The 2823-nt window shown below is 71.9% G+C and carries 4 protein-coding genes; 2 read left to right on the top strand and 2 right to left on the bottom strand.

The genetic code is table 11. The features are described 5' to 3' along the window. Positions 1–157: 157 nt before the first annotated feature. Positions 158–298 carry a hypothetical protein gene (locus tag ACFW2E_RS44670; RefSeq protein WP_384477277.1) on the top strand — a complete coding sequence of 47 codons (141 nt, stop codon included), beginning with the start codon at positions 158–160 and terminating at the stop codon, positions 296–298. Between the two features lie 156 nt (positions 299–454). Further along, complete coding sequence (locus tag ACFW2E_RS44675; RefSeq protein WP_384477280.1) at positions 455–1213, top strand: TetR/AcrR family transcriptional regulator; 759 nt, start codon at positions 455–457, stop codon at positions 1211–1213. A 14-nt stretch (positions 1214–1227) separates the two neighbouring features. On the opposite strand, the gene ACFW2E_RS44680 is transcribed toward ACFW2E_RS44675, so the two are convergent. Both ACFW2E_RS44680 and ACFW2E_RS44685 read right to left on the bottom strand, forming a co-directional pair. Further along, on the bottom strand, positions 1228–1698 hold the full coding sequence (locus ACFW2E_RS44680; RefSeq protein ID WP_384477283.1) for a PPOX class F420-dependent oxidoreductase: 471 nt from the start codon (positions 1696–1698) through the stop codon (positions 1228–1230). A gap of 67 nt (positions 1699–1765) precedes the next feature. Then, positions 1766–2587 carry a YceI family protein gene (locus ACFW2E_RS44685; RefSeq protein WP_384477286.1) on the bottom strand — a complete coding sequence of 274 codons (822 nt, stop codon included), beginning with the start codon at positions 2585–2587 and terminating at the stop codon, positions 1766–1768. Between the last annotated feature and the right edge of the window lie 236 nt (positions 2588–2823).

Genomic DNA, 2823 nt, shown 5'->3' on the forward strand with positions numbered 1-2823 from the left:
AATTAATCGTTTTTGTGTTGTTTATCTCCCACTTTATCTCCCTTTTGTCTCACCCCCTGCTTTTTTGGGGGGGTGTTCTGGTGGGGGGGGGTCCCCACCCCCCCCCCCCCTCTCCGTGCCCCCGCAAACTCTGTTGTACGCCGTATGGGCTACGCCGGTGTCGATCCTGCTGGGCATCGTGCTGATGGCGGCGGGTCTCGTGTCGATCGCAGGGCTGGACTCCGGCGGTTGTGCCGGGACGCTGCTCGGGCTGCTGCGCAGGGCGGAGAAGAGTGGCGCGGAGAGTGCGGTCGCCTGACGGCTCGGCGGGTAGTCAAGGGGTGCGGGTGCGGATCGTCCGCGGCTGATCGCGCCTGCGCGGCGGAGGCGGGTACCGGTACGGCCCCGCGCCCCCGCGGGGCCGCAGCCGTGGCATCTTGATGAGTGGCCGGAGTTCTGCGAGGAAGGTGCGCCGATGGGCAAGGCAGCCGAACGGTCGGCGCGGTCCAGCGTCTGGCTGGAGGGCAAGGCCCGCCGGGGCGGGCGCGCGGGGCAGCCCTCGGGTCTCGACCGTGAGCGGATCACCGACGTGACCGTGCGGCTGCTGGACGCCGAGGGACTGGCGAAGTTCTCCATGCGGCGGCTGGCCGCGGAGCTGAACGTCACCGCGATGTCCCTGTACTGGTACGTCGACACCAAGGACGACCTGCTGGAACTCGCCCTGGACCGCGTCTTCGGCGAATTGCGGCTGCCCGACCCGGAGGCCGCGGGCGAGGACTGGCGCGACCAGCTGCGCACCCTGGCCACCGAATACCGCGTGCTGCTCGTCCGCCATCCGTGGCTGTCGCCGCTCGCCGGGCGGTACCTCAACATCGGGCCCAACTCGCTGGCCTTCTCGCGGCGTGTGCAGCGGGTCGTCCGCCGCTCGGGGCTGCCCGCGCACGGCGTCACGGGCGCCATCTCCGCCGTCTTCCAGTTCGTCTACGGCTACGGCACGATCCAGGGCCACTTCGCCGACCGGGTCGCGGCCGCCGGCATGACCGCGGACGAGTACTTCCGCACCGTCATGAGCGCGGTGTCCGAGGCCCCGCAGACCGCCGACGTCGTCAGGGAGTCCGAGGACATCATGGCGGCCCGCGGCGGCGACACGGTCGAGGAGATGCTCGACCGGGACTTCACCTTCGCCCTGGACCTGCTGGTGGCCGGGATCGAAGCGATGGTCGACCGCGGCTGACCCGGCCGGGCCCGCTATTCGCCGCCGACCAGCCGCGCCGGGAAGCCGCCGGTGGCGATCGGGCCCCAGCGTTGCGGGGTGACCCGGATGATCGACTTGCCCTGCTTGAGCATCGCCTTCCGGTATTCGTCCCAGTCCGGGTGTTCACCGGCGATGTTGCGGTAGTACTCGACGAGCGGTTCCACGGAGTCGGGGGAGTCGATGACCTCCGCCGTTCCGTCGACCTGGACCCACGGGCCGTTCCAGTCGTCGCTGAGCACGATCAGGCTGACCCGCGGGTCCCGCTTGGCGTTCCTGGTCTTGGCGCGCTCCGGGTAGGTGGAGGCCACGATGCGTCCCGAGTCGTCGACCCCGCAGGTCAGCGGGGACCCCTGGGGGCCGCCGTCGGACCGCCGGGTGAGCAGGATGGCGCGGTGGCGGGGCCGTACGAAGTCCAGCAACTCGTCCGGGCCGACGGTGGTGTTGGTCGCGATGTTCGGTGCCATGGAGGCAGCGTAGGGGCAGCGGACCCGGGTCTGGCTGACCCTGCTGTGCCTACGTTCGTGGCGGTGCCTAGGCCGGTGGCAGCGACTCTCCCCGGACCGCCTGGATGTCCAGTTCCACCTTCAGCGTCGTACCGATGGCGGCGATGCCGGCCTGGACGACCTGGTTGTAGTTCATGGCGAAGTCCTCGCGCCGCAGCTGCGTCGTCGCGCGGAAGGCCGCACGGGTGCCGCCCCACGGGTCGGAGCCGGTGCCGAGGTAGGCCAGGTCCAGGTCGACGGGGCGTACGACACCGTGCATCGACAGCTCGCCCCGTACGGTCCAGCGGTCGGCACCGGCCGCGGCCACGCCCGTCGAGCGGTAGGTGATCTCGGGGTGCCGCTCGACGTCCAGGAAGTCCGCTGAGCGCAGGTGGGTGTCGCGCATGTCGTTGCCGGTGTCGATGGAGGCCGCGCTGATGACCGCCTCGACACGGGACCCGGTGACGTCGTCGGGTGCGATCGCGACCGTGCCCGCGAACTCCGTGAACCGGCCGCGCACGCTGGAGATCCCCAGGTGCTGGGCGACGGCGGCCACCGAGGAGTGCGCCGGATCGATGGTCCAGGGGCCGGGCGGGGGCAGTTCGGTGCCGCCCTGCCGGGCCAGCGTCACGGTGCCGACCTCGGCCCGTCCGCTCGCGGTGACGATCGCGCTGGCGGCGGCGGGCGCGTACCCGACGGCCGTGACGATCACCGTGTACGCCCCCGGGGCCAGGGCGGTCGTGTCCCGTACGGCTCCCTCCGGGTCGGCCTCGGCGCGCAGCACCTGTGAGCCCGTCATGTCGGTCACCGTGACGACCGCGTGCGACACGGCCCATCCGTCCCGGGTGCGGATCCTCGCGGTCAGTGCCATCCCGTTTTCTCCCTGGAAAGCCTTGGAAAGCCTTGGAAAGCTCGATGAGTTGCGCGTCATGGGACCGGGGGGGGGGGGGGGGGAGGCGGTCGGGTTCAGCGCGCCCGCCCCCCGCGCGCCGCCCGCCCCCCCCGCTCCACTCCCCCCCCCCCTGCTCAGGCTGCGGTCGGTGTCCGCGCCGCCCCCCCCCCCCCCCCGCGGCACGCCACCGGGCCGGGAGCCGGCCGGACACACCC

It is taken from the genome of Streptomyces sp. NPDC058964, from assembly GCF_042741275.1.
Taxonomy (GTDB): Bacteria; Actinomycetota; Actinomycetes; order Streptomycetales; family Streptomycetaceae; genus Streptomyces.

Bases quoted from the DNA above. Each gene is read 5' to 3' on its own strand.
- ACFW2E_RS44675 (WP_384477280.1), top strand. From the start codon at position 455: ATGGGCAAGGCAGCCGAACGGTCGGCGCGGTCCAGCGTCTGGCTGGAG.
- ACFW2E_RS44680 (WP_384477283.1), bottom strand. From the start codon at position 1,698: ATGGCACCGAACATCGCGACCAACACCACCGTCGGCCCGGACGAGTTG.
- ACFW2E_RS44685 (WP_384477286.1), bottom strand. From the start codon at position 2,587: ATGGCACTGACCGCGAGGATCCGCACCCGGGACGGATGGGCCGTGTCG.